At 39.9% G+C, this 18,275-nt stretch carries 15 protein-coding genes and 6 tRNA genes; 2 read left to right on the top strand and 19 right to left on the bottom strand.

Annotated features, from left to right (window positions below; genetic code table 11):
• Nucleotides 1–234: 234 nt before the first annotated feature.
• From Q0507_RS00215 to hcp, 15 genes are all read right to left on the bottom strand, one after another.
• Nucleotides 235–311: transfer RNA gene (locus Q0507_RS00215), tRNA-Met, on the bottom strand.
• A gap of 5 nt (nucleotides 312–316) precedes the next feature.
• Nucleotides 317–392 (bottom strand) — tRNA-Thr (locus Q0507_RS00210).
• Nucleotides 393–423: 31 nt separating this feature from the next.
• A tRNA-Met gene (locus tag Q0507_RS00205) sits at nucleotides 424–499 on the bottom strand.
• A gap of 5 nt (nucleotides 500–504) precedes the next feature.
• A tRNA-Tyr gene (locus tag Q0507_RS00200) sits at nucleotides 505–589 on the bottom strand.
• Nucleotides 590–599: 10 nt separating this feature from the next.
• A tRNA-Thr gene (locus tag Q0507_RS00195) sits at nucleotides 600–675 on the bottom strand.
• Between the two features lie 447 nt (nucleotides 676–1,122).
• Nucleotides 1,123–1,587: a BREX-3 system P-loop-containing protein BrxF gene (gene brxF / locus Q0507_RS00190; RefSeq protein ID WP_298710654.1), complete on the bottom strand. Its 465-nt coding sequence runs from the start codon at nucleotides 1,585–1,587 to the stop codon at nucleotides 1,123–1,125.
• 28 nt (nucleotides 1,588–1,615) lie between these two features.
• A complete protein-coding gene (locus Q0507_RS00185; protein ID WP_298710652.1) occupies nucleotides 1,616–3,037 on the bottom strand; it encodes a hypothetical protein in 1,422 nt (473 codons plus the stop codon).
• Nucleotides 3,034–3,687 carry a hydrogenase nickel incorporation protein HypB gene (gene hypB / locus Q0507_RS00180; protein WP_298710649.1) on the bottom strand — a complete coding sequence of 218 codons (654 nt, stop codon included), beginning with the start codon at nucleotides 3,685–3,687 and terminating at the stop codon, nucleotides 3,034–3,036. The genes Q0507_RS00185 and hypB overlap by 4 nt, the downstream gene beginning before the upstream one ends.
• A gap of 15 nt (nucleotides 3,688–3,702) precedes the next feature.
• Nucleotides 3,703–4,044: a hydrogenase maturation nickel metallochaperone HypA gene (locus Q0507_RS00175; RefSeq protein WP_298710647.1), complete on the bottom strand. Its 342-nt coding sequence runs from the start codon at nucleotides 4,042–4,044 to the stop codon at nucleotides 3,703–3,705.
• Nucleotides 4,037–4,864 (bottom strand): bifunctional 5,10-methylenetetrahydrofolate dehydrogenase/5,10-methenyltetrahydrofolate cyclohydrolase, encoded by an 828-nt coding sequence (locus Q0507_RS00170; RefSeq protein WP_298710644.1) that lies wholly within the window; start codon nucleotides 4,862–4,864, stop codon nucleotides 4,037–4,039. The genes Q0507_RS00175 and Q0507_RS00170 overlap by 8 nt, the downstream gene beginning before the upstream one ends.
• 100 nt (nucleotides 4,865–4,964) lie before the next feature.
• Nucleotides 4,965–6,932, bottom strand: coding sequence for a penicillin-binding transpeptidase domain-containing protein (locus Q0507_RS00165; RefSeq protein ID WP_298710657.1), 1,968 nt, complete (start codon nucleotides 6,930–6,932; stop codon nucleotides 4,965–4,967).
• Complete coding sequence (locus tag Q0507_RS00160) at nucleotides 6,932–8,350, bottom strand: CCA tRNA nucleotidyltransferase (protein ID WP_298710641.1); 1,419 nt, start codon at nucleotides 8,348–8,350, stop codon at nucleotides 6,932–6,934. The genes Q0507_RS00165 and Q0507_RS00160 overlap by 1 nt, the downstream gene beginning before the upstream one ends.
• A gap of 69 nt (nucleotides 8,351–8,419) precedes the next feature.
• On the bottom strand, nucleotides 8,420–9,292 hold the full coding sequence (sdaAA, locus tag Q0507_RS00155) for an L-serine ammonia-lyase, iron-sulfur-dependent, subunit alpha (RefSeq protein WP_298710638.1): 873 nt from the start codon (nucleotides 9,290–9,292) through the stop codon (nucleotides 8,420–8,422).
• Between the two features lie 11 nt (nucleotides 9,293–9,303).
• The gene (gene sdaAB, locus Q0507_RS00150; RefSeq protein WP_298710634.1) at nucleotides 9,304–9,966 is read right to left on the bottom strand and encodes an L-serine ammonia-lyase, iron-sulfur-dependent subunit beta; all 663 of its coding nucleotides are present in this window, start codon (nucleotides 9,964–9,966) and stop codon (nucleotides 9,304–9,306) included.
• 576 nt (nucleotides 9,967–10,542) lie between these two features.
• Nucleotides 10,543–12,108, bottom strand: coding sequence for a hydroxylamine reductase (gene hcp / locus Q0507_RS00145; protein WP_298710631.1), 1,566 nt, complete (start codon nucleotides 12,106–12,108; stop codon nucleotides 10,543–10,545).
• Nucleotides 12,109–12,379: 271 nt separating this feature from the next.
• Between hcp and Q0507_RS00140 the strand changes: the two genes are divergently transcribed.
• On the top strand, nucleotides 12,380–13,105 hold the full coding sequence (locus tag Q0507_RS00140; RefSeq protein WP_021148534.1) for a Crp/Fnr family transcriptional regulator: 726 nt from the start codon (nucleotides 12,380–12,382) through the stop codon (nucleotides 13,103–13,105).
• A gap of 165 nt (nucleotides 13,106–13,270) precedes the next feature.
• Here the strand turns inward: Q0507_RS00140 and Q0507_RS00135 are convergent, their stop codons facing one another.
• From Q0507_RS00135 to Q0507_RS00120, 4 genes are all read right to left on the bottom strand, one after another.
• Nucleotides 13,271–15,133: an LPO_1073/Vpar_1526 family protein gene (locus Q0507_RS00135; protein WP_298710624.1), complete on the bottom strand. Its 1,863-nt coding sequence runs from the start codon at nucleotides 15,131–15,133 to the stop codon at nucleotides 13,271–13,273.
• Nucleotides 15,134–15,142: 9 nt separating this feature from the next.
• Nucleotides 15,143–15,694: a TIGR01440 family protein gene (locus Q0507_RS00130; RefSeq protein WP_298710621.1), complete on the bottom strand. Its 552-nt coding sequence runs from the start codon at nucleotides 15,692–15,694 to the stop codon at nucleotides 15,143–15,145.
• 287 nt (nucleotides 15,695–15,981) lie between these two features.
• Nucleotides 15,982–16,542, bottom strand: a complete 561-nt coding sequence (locus Q0507_RS00125) for a Fe-S-containing hydro-lyase (protein WP_298710618.1) — start codon at nucleotides 16,540–16,542, stop codon at nucleotides 15,982–15,984.
• Between the two features lie 19 nt (nucleotides 16,543–16,561).
• Nucleotides 16,562–17,404 (bottom strand): fumarate hydratase, encoded by an 843-nt coding sequence (locus Q0507_RS00120; RefSeq protein WP_298710615.1) that lies wholly within the window; start codon nucleotides 17,402–17,404, stop codon nucleotides 16,562–16,564.
• Between the two features lie 738 nt (nucleotides 17,405–18,142).
• Here Q0507_RS00120 and Q0507_RS00115 point away from each other — a divergent pair.
• Nucleotides 18,143–18,218: transfer RNA gene (locus tag Q0507_RS00115), tRNA-Asn, on the top strand.
• Nucleotides 18,219–18,275: the final 57 nt, after the last annotated feature.

Genomic DNA, 18,275 nt, shown 5'->3' with positions numbered 1-18,275 from the left:
GATTGTACCGATGTTAACATGCGGTTTCGTACGTTCAAATTTTTCTTTTGCCATTAGGATTATATCCTCCTTCACAAAAACAAATTACATTCTAGTATTAATATAATATATTAACCCTAATTTATCAATGGAATATAAGATTTCCTTACCCATTATTATACCATATATATAAAATCTTAGAATAGCATGTCATATGGGGTGAAATAAAAAAATCCTCACCAAAGTGAGGTTTAATGGTGGCGGCACACGGATTTGAACCGCGGACACACCGGGTATGAACCGATTGCTCTAGCCAACTGAGCTATGCCGCCATGTATGGAGCTAGTGACCGGGATTGAACCGGTGACCTTATCCTTACCAAGGATACGCTCTGCCGACTGAGCTACACCAGCACAATGAACGATCATTTCACTGTGATTGTTATGGTTGCGGGGACAGGACTTGAACCTGCGACCTTCGGGTTATGAGCCCGACGAGCTACCAACTGCTCCACCCCGCTATAGATGGTGGAGGGAGAAGGATTCGAACCTTCGAAGTCGAAGACGGCAGATTTACAGTCTGCTCCCTTTGGCCGCTCGGGAATCCCTCCATAAATAAAATGGAGCTGGCGATAGGAATTGAACCCACAACCTGCTGATTACAAGTCAGCTGCTCTACCTATTGAGCTACGCCAGCATCATTACGACAAGATGAATTGTATCATCTAGCACACTAAGTGTCAAGAACCTTTTAAAAACTTTTTGAAGTTTTTTCGTTCACTGCGGTTGCCCTTAGTGCTTAATCATAATAACATGAAACGATACCCTATGCAAGTATTTTGTCAAAAAAAATTTATATTTTATCAAACATATACTAAATGCCTATTTTCCACCTATATTCAGTAGTTACTTATATTTACGACTCCATTCTCTATATATCTTTACATAATTTTATATACCACCAATATATAACTACTACAATCTATATTCTAGGTTCATCAAAATCAAATAGTGCTTTATTAAGAAACCATGTATATCAGTAACTACAGCTATATGATAATACAAAAAAAGGAGATAGACCACTATCTCCTTTTTATAACATTTATAGTTTCCCTATATTTAACCAATATGTTCAATCATACAATTAGTCAATTGCAATAACATGATCTGGATGTGCAATGCTAAACACTGCATGTTTTGGATTATTGTTATGTTCTAAGTATAATTGATCTCCTTCAAGATGACCACGCCAGCCAACGACAATAGGATACTTCTTACTAATAGTTTTTAGTAACTCAAATGGTTTTAGATTTAAAATTGGTGCAAAGAATACATTAATACCATCTAGCAATACTACTTCCGTATCGCTACGGCTAAGAGCACGGCAAATAACTTCTTCTGCTAATTGAGGTCGTTCATCGCGAGGCACGAGTAAGAATTCTTCCTCGATAAGCTGCTTAGCTTCCAAGTATTTCCAACCCTTCTGCTCAGACAACTCACGAATTAGCAAACTTTTACCAGAACCTGGACCACCAACGATAAACAATATACGTTCATCATCACCTTGAATCTTTTCCCAACGTTCTTTTACATCTTGTACAGTAACCATATCCTTTGCCTCCTCGCTGTGACCTATCCTATTTTACTGGACGGTCAGATAACATAACGGATTTGATATATTGGTTTTTATCATCTAGGGCAAACTGTAAATAAGAATTGCTTGCCGCTGGATTTTTATATTCATATACGGTAGATGTCCCCGACTTTGTTGTCGATTCAACAATACGAGTTGGCATCCCATACACAAAGAGCAATAAATACTTGGTATCGCCCATTGCGATACCACGACGGGTAGGCGTGTAAACATTTAGTAGCACACGATTGATGAGATCGCTTTTGTCTACACTCACACCATATTCGTTATAGCCAATAAATGTGGAGCCAAACAACATACCTTGATGTTTCCAATCATTATTAGAGTCATTAACAAAATGGTCATTCAACTTTAAGCCACGAAGTACAAAATCATCAGCTGTAAGTGTACCAGCTTCAAAATCATATACTTCAGCTTTTGGTAATCCAAATCTAGGCCATACTTGACCACTAATAATATCTACAGCTTCTATATTGCTTTGTTTAATGGTAAAAGCAATATATTCTTTTTGCTGACCAAGCATAGATTGTTGTTGGCTATTACTATTTGTATTCTCTACTGGACTCTTAAACTCCTTTTTTTGAGGCAATGAATTTTCGGAATGACCTTCGTATAAGAATATATATGTCTCATTTTTCTTATCACGCCACATCGCATTCGGACTGCCATAGGCAAATACCAATTCCATCCGCGTGCTGCCAGGACCAATGTCGCGTACTGTATTAGCGCCCTTTTTCGTACTATGAATATTAGTAATAGTATTTGGCTCAAAGAAATAAGTCGCCCCTTGACCACGCAATTGATTATTAACCAACAATTCTTGTGCAGGCCCTGTATATACGGTTACGGCTACATCTTTCATATGATATGTAGTAAAGTTATCGCGAACTTCTGTCTTCTCTACATCTTTAGGTACCACGAATCGATCACCCAATCGATAGGACGAGATAGCATAATCATCCATAGAGCCCAAGGACGGCAAACTATTAGCCGTATAAGACTTACCAATATCAGCCAAATTATTTTGAGTTATACTCGGCAAAGGACCTTCGTTTTCACTAGCCGCTTGCCAGAACTGTATAGAATCACCAAATTCAGTTACAGCCATTTGCTCCGCAAGCCATCCTGTTTTAGATTGCTTATTTTTTCCCTTTGCCTCTGGTTTAACTACTTTTATTGGTGCATTATCAAGATAAGACAAGCTATCAGTTTCCCCTGTCTCCTCAGCGCCACTATCACCGACCGCATTAGCGGATGCTTTAGTTTTCTTGTTGGCTTCATCTGTAGTTTCTACTGTAACTGGTTTAACTGTTGAAATTGTAGGTTCTGCCGCATAGCTGATTGTAGTAGCAGACAAACCTACTAGGAGGGCCGCTACAATACGGCTCTTCATAGAATAGTTCATCGATTATTCTCCAATTGTGCACGCAACCAAGTTAACCATGGTTCAAGACCATTATGGGCTGTGCAACTAACTTCAAAAATTTCTCCATTTGGATTTAAATTGCGAATATCTTGTATTGCCTGTTCCTTTTTGAAAGGCACATACGGCAACAAATCAATCTTATTAATGAGGATTGCCTTAGACTCTTTAAAGATTAATGGATATTTAAGCGGCTTATCTTCACCTTCTGTAACAGATAAAACCGTTACTTTCATACTTTCACCAATCTCAAATTCTGCAGGACAGACTAAATTACCTACATTTTCGATAATGATCATATCAAGATCATCAAGGTTTAAGTCACCTAAAGCATCTTGAATCATCTGCGCATCGAGATGGCACCCACCAACCGTATTGATTTGAATAACAGGCACGCCTAACGCGTGAATGCGCTCCGCATCTTTAGCGGTGAATAAATCACCTTCAATAACAGCTATGCGGTAATCCTTTTTTAAATCTTGTAAAGTTGCCTCCAATAGAGATGTCTTACCAGCCCCAGGCGAACCTAACAGATTAAATACAAATATATTCTTTTCCTTAAACAACTGTTGTAAGGACTCTGCAATGGCATCATTTTTTGCCAATACATTAGTTTTAACTTGAACTTGCATGTCCTAACCTTTCTATCAATCGATATCCATAGAGGTCACTTGTAACTCGCGACCGCCAATGGTTTGTACGAAATGACTGTCACAATAAGGGCAGACAAACGTATAGTTTTTTATAGGAAATATTTTATCACAATCTAAACACTTTCCCTCAATAGGAATTGTGTTGATTTCAATGTGTGAGCCTTCCGCAGGAGTTCCCTTTGTAACGGCTTCCCAACAAAAAAGCAATGAATCAGGCTCAACCCCACTCATTAGGCCCAAATCTAATTGAATCGAATGAATGACTGTCGCATCGTGCTGACGCAAAGTATCGAGTGCTACATCAAGAATGCCTTCTGCTATAGACATCTCATGCATGATATGCCTCGTACACAGCTTCAAGCATCATTGTTGTAGTGACTGATCCAACGCCTCCTGGTACAGGGGTAATGGCAGATGCAATATCTTTTACCGCATCATAATCAACATCACCTACAGTTTTGCCATCTAGTTCATTGATGCCTACATCGATAACAACTGCACCAGGCTTAATCATATCAGACGTAATCATATGAGCACGACCAGCCGCGGCAATAACGATATCACCACGCTTTACTTGCTCTGCCAAATCAGGGGTTCTAGAGTGACAAATCGTTACCGTACCATTCGCACCTAAAGCCATAAGAGCTACAGGTTTGCCGATAACTTGGCTACGGCCGACTACAGCCACATGTTTTCCTTCTACAGGAATATCATAGTGTTTTAAAATAGCCATACAAGCCTTGGCGGTACAAGGAGCAAAGCCCCCCTTACCAGCCGTTACTAAACCGATGTTATATGTTGTAAGACCATCAATATCTTTTTTAGGATCTAGCATATCGATAAGGGCTTCTGTATCAATGTGTTTAGGCATTGGCATTAACGGCAAAATCCCATGAACAGATGCATCACTATTTAATTCTTGCAAGGCCGCCAGGACTTCATCTTGCGTTGCCGTTTCAGGTAATTGCTTTAGCACAAAACCATAACCAAAGTTCTTAGCTGTTTTTTCCATAAATGTAGCATACATATGAGCGCCGTGGTCTTCACCAACGAGTAATACTGCCATAGTAATCACAGAGTTGCCTACTGCTGCAACTTTTTCTTGTAAAATCGCCTTGTGAGCATCTGCTACTGCTTTACCGCGTAATTCGATCATAAGTATCTCCATTCATTCAAACTATTTATAAAAAAGGTGCCTCCCGAGAGGCACCTAAGTCTCTTATTCTATTATATAACGAACTGTCTATAATTTCTAATTATCTACTAAAGTGAACTGTAATTGCCGTTCCGGCGGTAACAGTAGTGCCTCCACTTTCATCTTGAGAAACGGCAATACCCGTTCCATCAGGTTTAAACGCAAGACCAGCCTTATGTAACCAGTCGCGCACCTCACCATAGGTAAAGCCCGTAAAGTTAGGCAATGTTACAGAACCATCGCTAGACGGAGTCGGTTCTGGCAATGTATTGGTAGGTTTAGCCGCTACAGAAGTAGTTTCCTTAACATATGGACTCAATTGGTAGTAGCGTACAAGTTGAAACACAATATCCTTAAATACTGGCGCTGCAATTTGACCACCATAAATAGAACCTTTTTGCGGATCGTCAATGACTACAAGAACCACAAATTTTGGATCTTCTACAGGACCAAAACCGATAAAGGATGCAATGTATTGACCATCTAAATAGCCACCGCGTTTAGTATCTAATTTTTCCGCCGTACCAGTTTTACCACCAAAGTGATAGCCTTCTACCATCGCTTTGTTACCGCCACCTTCAGACACCTCTTTCTCCAAGATATCTACAATAGTTTTTGCTGTTTCCTCTGGCACTGGTTGACCTACTACAGTATTTTCGGTAGTACTTGTTACTTCTCCTTGAGCATTGCTATAAGACTTGATAATATGCGGACGCATCATAGAACCACCATTAGCAAGGGCACCAAAGGCACGTACCATTTGTAGTGGGGTCACCGCAATACCTTGACCGATAGACATAGTCGCTACGTCTAGTTTACTCATATCCTCTGGATTATATAAGATACCTGCACCTTCACCAGGTAATTCAATGCCTGTTTCAGAACCGAATCCATAATCGCGCACGTATTTAGATAGAATATCAGCACCAGTTAATGTACCAATTTCTGCCATACCTGTATTGATAGAATACTTCAAGATATCTAGCAATCGAACTGGTCCATAACCTTCACCATTCCAGTTTCTCATCACATGCCCATTCGCTACAAAGGCCCCTTTATCATTGTACACTGTTTCTAATTTCCACTTTCCTGATGCAAGAGCCGCAGATGCAACGATTGGTTTAAATGTAGAACCTGGTTCATATAGATTAGTAACAGCGATATTTTTGAAAGCCTCTTCCCCACTTTGGTTATAATTGTTAGGATCGTAACTTGGACGATTTGCCATCGCAAGAATTTCACCAGTCTTAGGATCCATAACGATAACGCTCGCATGTTTGGCCCCCGTATCAGCCATCGCCTTATCAAGAGCTCGTTCTGCAATAAATTGGATGGTCGCATCAATCGTTAAAGTTACGCTTTTACCCTTATCAGGTAAGAACTTAGACAATACAGAACCAAATATAGCATTACCTTTGTTGTCTGTGGCAACGATTTCTTGCTGTACACCACCCTTTAACTCATCGTCAAGGACCATTTCAAGTCCATCGAGGCCCTTATCATCGGTACCAACAAAACCTAATATTTGAGCTGCAAGTACGCCATTTGGATAGTAACGCTTAGACTCCTCAACAAAGTTAAGTCCCACTATATTGTTATCCTTAATGACTTGTGCCACCGCCTTAGACTTGTCTGCATCCATCATGCGATTAATCCACACAAATGCAGTGTCCTCTTGTAGAGCTTTTACGATATTTTCTTTTGACATGGTTACATGCGGCGAAATGAGTTCCGCAATCTCTTGAGGAGACTGTTTAATCATCTTTGGATCCGCATACAAGGATTTTGTAACCACACTCATCGCCAAAGGCTTACCATTACGGTCATAGATTGTACCACGCGGCGATTGTAATTTTCTATCCACCTGAACTTGTAATAAGTTTTTCTTCTCTAGGTCAAACGTATCGAAGACCTGCAATTGTGCCAAACGTCCTATGAGGACTAAGGCAACGGTCATGAGAATGGCGAGACACCAGGTGGTACGACTCCAACCACTCATGCGTCGCAACGCTTTATTTAGTAAATTCATCATTTCTCCACTGGACGGCGTAACTTATGGTCTAATGCGTCATATAGCGCATCTGGTTCATTAGGAACAACCCCATTCTGTACCTGACCCAATAAATACTGCAATCCTTCCCCCACTTGCTTCCCTGCGAGTTTAATCACTCGTTCGTCATAATTTAGATCCTTTGTATGTACAGGCATCTCTAAACTAAGATCTGCCATACATTCGCCAAAGGCTAACGTTCCATCTGTAGATGAGTAAGGTTTCCCACAGCCTAACACATCGGCAGCACAAACCTTAGCTAATTGCTCCCAGGCAGTGCGCATGATTTGGCTATCTCGGAACTTGCCACTGCGAGCTTCCTTACGAAGCCATTTTTTCTCGTTTGCATCGCCATTTTGTACGAAATAGTGAAAGCGCATGTGGTTTTTCACAATCCACGCCACTCGTTGCACAAAGGCCTTCGGATATCCTAGACGTGTTAATAACGTTTCTGTCATCTCCGCTCCTAGTGTATCATGACCACGATCTGTGAGGCGACCATTGATAACAGCTCGTACCGCAGGCATTCCCTTTGCCACATCATGTAATAAAGCACCCCAACGCAGCACCAAATCCGGTTCCGTATGGGACACAACAGCTAATGTATGGTACCAGCCATCGAATTCGTGAAAGTCCTTTTCTTGGGGCAAATTCACGAGATGATATAGTTCGGGCAAGATAGGAACCTCGCGAGCCACACCATTTTCTACAACGCGACAAGAGCATTCTGCCAAACGGGATTGAACAAGGACATCAAGACCCTTTGCCACAGCAGGCTCTAACATGAGACGATTAATTTCGTTGCGCACCCGCTCCAAGGATAAACCAGAGACGCGATGAAAGGCCTTAGGCATAGCCTCTAATAGATCTTTACTCGGCAAGAAATCCAACTTCGCCACAAAGCGGCACGCTCTAAATAATCGCAATGCATCTTCTTCAAAACGTTCCTGCGCATTACCAATGGTGCGTAACGTCTTATGTTTAATATCTCGGCGTCCGCCTACGAGGTCGATAACCTCACCAAAGCGGTTCATAGCCATACCGTTGACAGTAAAGTCACGACGCAATACATCTTCTTCTAAGGTATCGGCATAGATAATTTCTTCAGGGCGATGGCTATCTGCGCCATATCGCTCTGTTCTATATGTAGCAATTTCGTATTGCTTTCCCTCTAATGTAGCTACCACTACGCCAAAAGATTTACCTACGAGGTCTGTCGTTTGAATATTATGACCACGGAGAATATCAATGACAGTATCGGGACGTGCAGACGTCACAATATCGAAGTCATGTGGCTTTTGATGCATCAAAATATCGCGCACAGCGCCGCCTATGATATAGGCTTCATGACCGGCTTCTTCTAATACGGTCAATATTCGATTTGCTTGTTCCATCATACACGCTCCTTTCTGAACTAGTCTAACTTTTATTTTACTACAAATGAAAGCATGAAAAAAGTGCAATCCTTATAAGGATTGCACTCTTTCCGCAATAGCTGTACCTGTCGGTGTTACCGCAAGACCGCCATCACTTGTTTCACGCAATGCTGCCGGCATAGCGCGACCTATATTATTCATCGCTTCGATGACTTCATCTGGTGGAATTTGACTTTCAATATTCATTAACGCCATTTCAGATGCAGTAATAGCATGAACTGCATAGAAGCCATTACGTTTAACACATGGTACCTCTACGAGTCCCGCCACCGGATCACAAGCAAGCCCCAATAGATTTTTCATGCACAATGCGATGGCATGACCTACTTGACGTGGTGATCCACCCATCATTTCGACGATAGCCCCTGCTGCCATACACGCCGCTGTACCGATTTCGGCTTGGCAACCACCAACAGCACCAGCAACACAAGCGCGATTTGCCACAACATTGCCAATACCGGACGCAGCTAAGAAGCCTTTTACAACTGTGGCTCTATCTAATTGGTAGTGATCAGCCACTGCTTTCACAGCACCAGGCATAACACCACAAGAGCCAGCCGTAGGACAAGCAACAATGCGGAACATCTTTGCATTAGCCTCGTTTACGGCAATAGCATACGTCATCGCCTTATATGCGATGTCACTCATAAAACGCGGCGCTTGACCATTAAGCTGTGCTGCTTGACCACCCGACATACCAGAAGCCGTTTTTTCCGTATAAGCTATACCGTCTTGAATGGAGCTTTCAAAAATATCTAAACGATTCTCTATTTCTCGAATAACCGCTTCTTCATTGCGATCATAATTTTCTAATTCATAGCGCAGTACTACATCGCCAAAGGAAATATTATTTTCCTCAGCTAGGCGAATAATATCTGCAATTGTATCATATGCATAACTCATTATTCGCTCTCCTATAACGCTTCAAAGGTCATAACATCTTGAATCCCTGGACACTCGCGCATAAACTGAACCGTAATAGGATTTACTACTGTATCCGTAGTAATAACCATAACCGCATCCTTGTGCTTGCCCTTACGGAATACGCGCATCGTAGCAATATTAATATCAGACTCGCTCAATGCTTGACTAACAAGAGAAATCGCACCAGGTCTATCCTCATGGAACACAACGAGCGTAAACTCATCACCTGTAATGGACATATCATTTCCATCTACTTCGGTAATCATAATCTGACCACCACCGAGAGAGCGACCAATAACAGTCATATGGCGGTTATGGTCATCATACATATCAAAACGCACCACATTCGGATGGCCTACATCTAAAGGAGACTCGATGAAAGCAAACTCCATCTCCTCTTTTTTCGCTATTTCATGAGCAATGCGAATATTTTTATCATCTTCTTTATAACCCAATAGACCACCAATCAAGGCACGATCCGTACCATGACCTTTGTATGTTTTTGCAAAAGATCCATATAAAGTTAAATCTACCTTTTTAGGAGTAGAACGAAAAATACAACGCGCCATCTTACCTAGCCGAGCAGCCCCCGCTGTATGCGAACTAGACGGACCAATCATGATAGGTCCTATAATATCAAAAATACTATTCATATATGCCTCTACATACACACAAATAATGTGAGAAAGTTCTTACTTACCTATAGTATAACAATCAATATTGATAAATGTCTATATGCACATTAGAGACATATTTGTTTTCCTACAGAGGACTATTGTTCTTGTGAACGCTGTTCTAAAAGTTTGTATATTGATGGAACTAATTTTCTACTAACCTTTTACCAACGGGCACAACCTATTGAGGACCGAAACGCGTCGAGGCAACCATTGCACCACTCCCCTCTCCAACTACTATTTATGAGAAAGCTATCCAAAGGAGTAATATATTGATGGGACTTATGTTCCTCAAACGTTTTACTAATGGGCACCACCTATTGAGGGCCGACTTACGCGTCGTATGGAGGCATGAGATAGGTGGTGCCCATTAGTAATCTAGTTGTCGTAATAATGTCGGGCCCCATCAATATACAAAATCTAACAGATAGCTTTCACAAAAATAGCAAAAAAAACGCACCTTAGGCGAACCCAAGGTGCGTTATTTATAACAACAGTCCTAAATCATAAAAGAGAGGGGACATAGGACTGTGGTTAACAGATTAATAGATCCTATTAGCCCAAGATAGCTTTCATGTCAGCTTCTGGAGTTGTAATTGGATGTAATTGGAATTTTTCTACCAAAATGTTCAATACATTGCTGGAGAAGAATTTAGGCAAGGAAGGTCCGATGTAAATGTTACGGATACCCAAAGCCAACAATGTTAACAAGATACATACTGCTTTTTGTTCGTACCAGGACAATACCAATGTCAATGGCAAGTCGTTTACATCACATTCAAATGCACCAGCTAAAGCTACTGCTACTTGAATAGCAGAGTAAGCATCGTTACATTGACCCATATCAAGGATACGAGGGATACCACCGATTTCGCCGATGTTCATATCGTTGAAACGGAATTTACCACAAGCCAATGTCAATACTACAGTATCATCTGGAGTTTGTTTAACGAATTCAGTGTAGTAGTTACGGCCTACTTTAGCACCATCACAACCACCTACCAAGAAGAAGTGTTTGATTGCGCCAGCTTTCACAGCATCAATTACTTTATCTGCAATACCCAATACTGTACCATGACCGAAACCAGTAGTTACTTCATGACCACCGTTGATACCAGTGAATTCTTGAGCTTCTTTGTAGCCGCCCAATTCGATAGCACGGTTGATAACTGCGGAGAAGTCTTTAGTACCATCTTCTTTTTCTTCGATATGTGCACAGCCATCGAAACCTACCATATCTGTAGTGAAGATATTAGCTTTGTAGTTTTCTTTTGGTGGCATAATGCAGTTTGTAGTGAACAAGAATGCGCCAGGAACATCAACAAATTCTTTTTGTTGGTTTTGCCATGCTGTACCGAAATTACCTTTCAATTGAGGATGTTTCTTCAATTCAGGATAAGCGTGGCAAGGCAACATTTCACCGTGAGTATAGATATTTACACCTTTACCATCAGTTTGTTCCAATAATTGTTTCAAGTCATGAAGGTCATGACCAGTTACAACGATGAAAGGACCTGGTTCTACAGTCAAAGGAACTGTAGTTGGTACAGGTGTACCATATGTTTCAGTATTAGCTTTATCAAGAACAGCCATACATTTCAAGTTTATATGACCGAATTCCATCAAAAGATCAAGCCATTCTTCAGCGCTGTGATCTTTAGCGAATTCTACCATACCTTTAACGAACCAAGCGTCAACATCAGCATCGTGAAAGCCAAGGCGAGCAGCATGCCATGCGTATGCAGCCATACCGCGCATACCTAACAATAATGTGGAACGAAGGGATACGATGTCTTCTTCACCTTTCCACAATTGTTCCCAATCAAAGTTTTGTTGAGCGCTGTCCACTTTTGCATGGTAAGCATTCACTTCGTCAATGAATTCTTGAACGCGGTCTTCAGAGAAGTTTACGTTTGTTACACACATGAACAAACCGCGCATAATATAATCGATACCTTCTTTAGTATGACCCTTTACGTCTAAAGCGCGAGCCAAGCCAACTAAGGCAGCAGTTAATTCGTCTTGTAAGTTAGCAACTGGTGCAGTTTTACCACATACACCTTGTACAGTACAGCCACCTGGTGCTGCAGATTGTTCGCATTGATAACAGAACATACTCATTTAAAATCCTCCTTTGCGAGACTTCCTCGCAGTCAAGCTAGATAATATAAAACCTATACATTACACTGATGTTTTATCAGTTGTCTGATTGATTACATTTGAAAGTATAACGTAAAGATGATACAATTTCTGTAGCTTGAGCAACAAATAAAAACTTTTTCAAAAATTTTCCTGACTTCCCTTATGGAACAAGTAGACCATTTAGTCTTATACTTTTATTATACAATAATCATTTTTAATTGCTATAGACTTTATCACACCGGAGGTGCTTATGAAACAAATACTTTCAAACGATATCATTAATCAATATATGCCCACCCTCGTGAAATGTCCTTTATTCAATACATTAGGAGAGCCAGAGCTGCGTAGCTATTTAAATAATGCCAAAGTTATCATCCACAGTTACCAAAAAAATGATTTTATAGCCCTCGCTGGAGATCCTATGGAGGGTATTGGTGTCATCCTTGAAGGCAGCGCTTTACTGACTCGTGAAAATGTAATGGGGCAACGGGTTATTATGGCAAACTTAGAGCAATCAGATATTTTTGGAGAAGCACTACTATTTAGCAAACAGCCTTTATGGCCTGCTACCATTAAAGCAACAAAAGCAACTAAAATTATGTTTATTCCGCTTGAAACCTTTATTAAAACATTACCGGATTGTCATCAATGCCAAACTAAAATCCTATCTAATCTATTAGAGGATTTATCTGAAAAAGCAATTCTATTAACCAGAAAAGTCCATTACCTCACATTAAAAGGGATGCGCGAAAAGATTTTTGCGTACTTAACAGATATTTATAAACGTCAACATTCTAACACAATTCAATTACCCCACAACCGCGAGCAAATGGCTGAGGTCCTCAATGTATCTCGCACAGCTCTTAGCCGTGAACTAGGTCGTCTTCGCGATGAAGGTCTCATTGATATTACAGGTCGCACCGTAACAATTAAAAACATTGAAGACATTGAAGAATTCGGCTTCAACACCTTCTAACACTTAATAGCTATTAAATTTAACAAACTAAAAAGTCTCTCAAGATAATCTTGAGAGACTTTTTTATTACATAACACATAAGCTATATAACGTTTTTAAGTATATACCTATATTAATAACTATATAATCCAATTTTTGAAACTATATAGTGCTTAAAATCATAAATTAGAACCAATGAGACAAATCAAATTCTTCACCAATGGTTGCTTTCACATGAGCACGGCCTAAGTAAAGGCCTAACAATGTTAAGCTAATTTTAGACATTGGCGTGCTATCGAAGACATCAGCCAAGTCCAATAAAACTGGTGAAATGTCATCCATAATATCACGCGCCTCTTGTCCCCTGAAAGCAGTAGGTTTGCTCTTCATCAAAGCTAAAAGATCACGTTGAACCATAGCATTAGAAATTCGTGTTTGTCTAAAAAATTGTGGTGCCAAAGACTCATCTACCAAGGCTAGTTTATAAAGATTGGAGTTCAAGCTACGCACCACATAACGTGGATCTACACCACGACCGTCTGTAGCACGGAAGAGTTCTTCCTTAGAGAAACCACGATAGTTGAATACAAACGGGTATGAATTAGACAACACTTGACATAAAGTGATAGGTTCTTGTTCTTCTTGCGTACAGCGTAAGTAGTCCAGCTGGCGATAGAAAGAATCATTTCGAGGCAAATCAGAGATAAATGGCTCAATATATTTTTCCACATAATGTTGGAAGTGAATCAATCCATAGTTATTAGAGTTTCTAGAATATTGTAACAATAATGTTAAGGCCATAACTTGAAAGTGACCTAATGTTAAATGAGGTAATACACGTAATGCATCAAAAGCTACGAGGTATGGCGTACTAGATTTAGGAGATTGAACCACATCTAGAAAAGCACCTAACGCAGCGGACTTCATCCACTCCGTATTTGTAGCGGCATATGCCTTTTGCATACTCATCAACGCTTCTTGAATAACAATATTCTCTAGTAATACATTCACTTCAACAATTTTTGTAATATTGAGAGCCGCTAAAGCATCTCTTGTAATAGATTCTACATAGTGTTGTGTGTCGCCATGTAGTACCCCAAAGGAATGAACAAATGGCGCTATAGCCAGCTCAACGCATTTATCTTCATGTGCCGTTTTTGCCCATTGACCATGCGGTTCCTCCTCTTCAGCTAAACTTGTTGCCGCCAATTTTGCTTCAATTTCAGAGGCATCAAACAAACGCGTTTCATCTAATACCGATGGCCCTTCCGCGGTTTGTATTTCATTTGCACCACCTATCATCTGCGTAGCATCTATGCTATCCGCTTCATCAGCTTCAAAGGCTTCCACAGATTCACCCATAGCAATTGTATCTTCAACAGAGTTAGCGTTATTGACAAGTTCATCTGTAACGACATCAAGGACGATAGTTTTATCCACCAACGGAGTAACACCTTGATTAGCTTGATTAGCTCGCTTAAGATCTGATACGGCTGTCATCACAATGGTTTCATCCATAATGGAAGCAGATTCAGGCGTATTACTATCAACACTGGCCGTTTCAAGTTCTACAGTTTCATCATAATTACTGTCAGCATCTGTGAAATTAGCAACATTATTCTCAGAAGTCTTATTTTCATCTTCAGCTCGTACCTCATGACTCGGATCTAATGCTAATGCATATCCCGTTGAAGCGTGGTGTGAACGAGACTTCAAAGTACTTCTTCTATTATAAGAAGTATCTGTAGGAGCTACTAAAGGTTCCGCAATTTCACTTTCTTCACTAACCTTAGTTTCAACTGTATCCGGAATTGATGCGGTATACACATTAGTACCACCCGCATGAGTGATTGTTACATCACCCTCCTTCAACTCCGTTGCAAATAAAGCATCATTATACTCTTTATGACTATTTTCATCACTTAAGTTTTTATAGGATTTTTCTTTTACCTTACTTTCACCATCACCACCGCTGAAAACAGCGTAGCAAACAGCAAAAAATCCCAATGCCACGACGGCTAATACAAAATACGGTATTAGGTTTGACATACTATCCCCCTACATCAACGCTTCATTATATACAGCACGCTCACCGCCAATGCTCTTCGGACGAACACGACAAGCGGTTACATGCGCTTTCCCAATTTCTTTCACACAAAGACGTACAGGCACTGCAACATGTTTCATATGCATACCAATAAATGTATCTCCAATGTCAATACCTGCATCGGCTTTAATAAACTCAACCATCACAGGATCATCAAAACGTTCGTACGCCATCACAGCCATAGCACCACCTGCATGACGCTGAGGAATAACGTTAACTTCCTCCTCCCATGTCATCGCACTACGCTCCATAACAAGAGCACGATTAATATGTTCACAACATTGAACAGCCAAGTTGAGGCCTTTAGCCTTAACAGCTATATATATTTCATCAAATACGACCTGAGCCACATCAAGGTGGGAGTCAGTACCGATTTTTTTACCTACAATTTCGCTAGTGGAGCAACCCACAACAAATAATTGACCTTCGCGAACCTTTGCTATATCTAATAATTCAGCCATCGCGGTGCGAACTGACTGACGAATAGTTTCTACAGAAGTCATGTTATCGCCTCACTCACTTTGAATGTATAAAATCTATATGTATATTATCACAAAATAGACATAATCGGTAGACTATACTCTACACGTAACTAGTGAACATCTCATGATTACAGCTTATAAACTATTAAAATAAACTCTTATAATACTATCATACTAATAAACATCAATTTCGTCATCAAATCTATAAATTTAAATGAAAGATTTTTAATTGAGGACAACAATAAAAGAAATAGGGCAAAAAAAGAGGCTTGCTAATGCAAGCCTCTTTTAATCACTCAATGGTGATATTAGATTTTTCTGTAAGGTTTTTGGCCTTCTTCGTAGAAGTTGTTACCTTCAGTATCGCCAACTACGATACAAGGGAAGTCTTCAACAGTCAATTCAGCCAAAGCTTCTGGACCAAGTTCACCATAAGCAAGTACTTCGTATTTTTTGATGGATTTTGCAATCAATGCTGCAGCGCCACCAACTGCTGCAAAGTATGTGCAACCATTTTTCTTCATGGATTCAACTACTTCTGGTTTACGGGAGCCTTTACCGATCATGCCTTTGATACCTTGATCAAGCATTGTTGGTGTATAAGCATCCATACGGCCGGAAGTTGTAGGACCAGCAGAACCAATTGGGTCACCAGGTTTTGCAGGTGTTGGGCCAAGATAGTAAACGAATTTGTTTGTCCAATCGATTGGTAATTGTTCGCCACGTGCTAATGCTTCAGTCATAACTTTATGAGCAGCGTCACGAGCGGAGTAAATTTTGCCAGTGATAAGAACGCTATCACCAACTTTTAATTTACGGGAAAATTCTTCATTATATTCTTCAGTATTAATGCGAATTGTTTCAGACATAGTTTTTACCTCCTATCGATTAAAGTTCTACGTGAGCATGACGAGCAGCATGGCACATGATAGTAACAGCAACAGGAAGACCAGCGATATGAGTAGCACCCCATTCGATGTTTACACCGATACAAGTTGTAGTACCGCCCAATTGAGGTCCAATACCAGTTTTGTTAACCATTTCCATGATTTCTTCTTCTAGTTTTGCATAGTCTGCATCTTTGTGAGGTACGCTAATGTCGCGAAGCAAAGCTTTTTTGGACATAACAGCTGCTTGGTCCATAGTACCACCAATACCTACGCCAAGTACGATTGGAGGGCAAGGGTTAGGGCCAGCTTTTTTAACGATTTCAAGAACTGCATTTTTAACGCCTTCAACGCCATCAGCAGGAACAAGCATAGCTACGCCAGATTTGTTTTCGGAACCGAAACCTTTAAGCTCTACTTGAATATCTACTTTATCGCCAGGAACGATTTCAGTGTAGATGATAGCTGGAGTATTGTTTTGAGTGTTTTTACGGTTGAACAATGGCTCACCTACAACAGATTTACGAAGGTAACCTTCGATGTAACCAGCTGCAACGCCTTCATTGATAGCTTCAGTAAGATCGCCACCAACAAAATGAACGTCTTGACCTACTTTTAAGAATACCATTGTCATACCAGTATCTTGGCAGTATGGACGATCTTCAGCATCAGCAATTTCTGCATTTTCGATGAGTTGATCAAGAACGATACGACCTACTGGAGACTTTTCTGTTTCACGACCTTTTTTCAAGCCTTCATAGATGTCTTTTGGCAAATGATAAGCTGCATCCATACATAATTGACGGATTGTTTTTGTAATTTCAGATACTTGAATCTCGCGCAAGATAATCCCTCCTCAGGAAATAAGTGAATATTAATTCTAATACCGTGAGATAACTTTTAATTCTCAAAGCATATGAGATAAATAAAACTCATACACATTGAGATTTACTCTATGCATCAATCGTAACACACAACATACAGCCTTTCAACGCTTTAACTATACAGTTTTCTCAATGCTTTGCAGGTTTTTGAGAATTATTTTCATGAATATTATTGTATATATTTCGGCTTTTCAATAGGTTATATATAATCTGTTCTCCAATGATGAAAGACAGTTCATAATGTGATAAAAGTCATAGTTTATCATGCATAATAAGATTTTTACATCTTATATCTTTAGCTTCTTTCTAATATATAGATTTAGTTTATAATTACCCACAAACACAGACCATATCTAATAAGATAAATACGCTTTCCTCTTAACTGATACTACTTTTCAACTAAATCTTTTAAACTTTTCTTTAATGCATATGTATACCGATTATCTTCAATATACTTATATTGCTAAGTCCCATTCATATGCAGTTATAAAATCCCTTAAGAACACAGTAAATATCTATACTTAACAAACTCTATAGATTTTATTAATTTTAATGACTTCCTTATCAAAATTTCTAATAACTAATTTTATCTATAAAGTTATGTCTTTTAGTCATAATAAACAATGGCTAAAATATAGTATTATAAAAAAAATGCTTGCTTTTATAATTAATCTAACATATAATAACAATCGTACCATTCCTCGATAGCTCAGTCGGTAGAGCAATCGGCTGTTAACCGATCGGTCGTAGGTTCGAGTCCTACTCGAGGAGCCATTTGACTCACTAGCTCAGTTGGCAGAGCACCTGACTTTTAATCAGGGTGTCCCGCGT

It is taken from the genome of uncultured Veillonella sp., assembly GCF_938010505.1.
Classification (GTDB): Bacteria; Bacillota; Negativicutes; order Veillonellales; family Veillonellaceae; genus Veillonella.
This window is presented reverse-complemented; position numbering and strand designations above follow the sequence as displayed.